The organism is Secundilactobacillus silagincola (genome assembly GCF_002583405.1).
GTDB lineage: Bacteria > Bacillota > Bacilli > Lactobacillales > Lactobacillaceae > Secundilactobacillus > Secundilactobacillus silagincola.
Genome location: NZ_BCMJ01000021.1, coordinates 1 through 991 on the forward strand (window position 1 = coordinate 1; position 991 = coordinate 991).

At 52.1% G+C, this 991-nt stretch carries 1 rRNA gene; it reads left to right on the forward strand.

Annotated elements, in window-relative coordinates:
* A 16S ribosomal RNA gene (locus CES82_RS11995) occupies positions 1-991 on the forward strand; the annotation flags it as partial.

Consider the following 991-nt stretch of genomic DNA (forward strand, 5'->3'; position numbering starts at 1 on the left):
ACAACTGAAACCGCATGGTTTCAGTTTGAAAGATGGTTTCGGCTATCACTTCTGGATGGACCCGCGGCGTATTAGCTAGTTGGTGGAGTAATGGTTCACCAAGGCAATGATACGTAGCCGACCTGAGAGGGTAATCGGCCACATTGGGACTGAGACACGGCCCAAACTCCTACGGGAGGCAGCAGTAGGGAATCTTCCACAATGGACGAAAGTCTGATGGAGCAACGCCGCGTGAGTGAAGAAGGGTTTCGGCTCGTAAAACTCTGTTGTTGAAGAAGAACACATCTGAGAGTAACTGTTCAGGTGTTGACGGTATTTAACCAGAAAGCCACGGCTAACTACGTGCCAGCAGCCGCGGTAATACGTAGGTGGCAAGCGTTGTCCGGATTTATTGGGCGTAAAGCGAGCGCAGGCGGTTTCTTAAGTCTGATGTGAAAGCCTTCGGCTTAACCGGAGAAGTGCATCGGAAACTGGGAGACTTGAGTGCAGAAGAGGACAGTGGAACTCCATGTGTAGCGGTGAAATGCGTAGATATATGGAAGAACACCAGTGGCGAAGGCGGCTGTCTGGTCTGTAACTGACGCTGAGGCTCGAAAGCATGGGTAGCGAACAGGATTAGATACCCTGGTAGTCCATGCCGTAAACGATGAATACTAGGTGTTGGAGGGTTTCCGCCCTTCAGTGCCGCAGCTAACGCATTAAGTATTCCGCCTGGGGAGTACGACCGCAAGGTTGAAACTCAAAGGAATTGACGGGGGCCCGCACAAGCGGTGGAGCATGTGGTTTAATTCGAAGCTACGCGAAGAACCTTACCAGGTCTTGACATACTGTGCTAACCTAAGAGATTAGGCGTTCCCTTCGGGGACGCAGATACAGGTGGTGCATGGCTGTCGTCAGCTCGTGTCGTGAGATGTTGGGTTAAGTCCCGCAACGAGCGCAACCCTTATTGTCAGTTGCCAGCATTTAGTTGGGCACTCTGGCGAGACTGCCG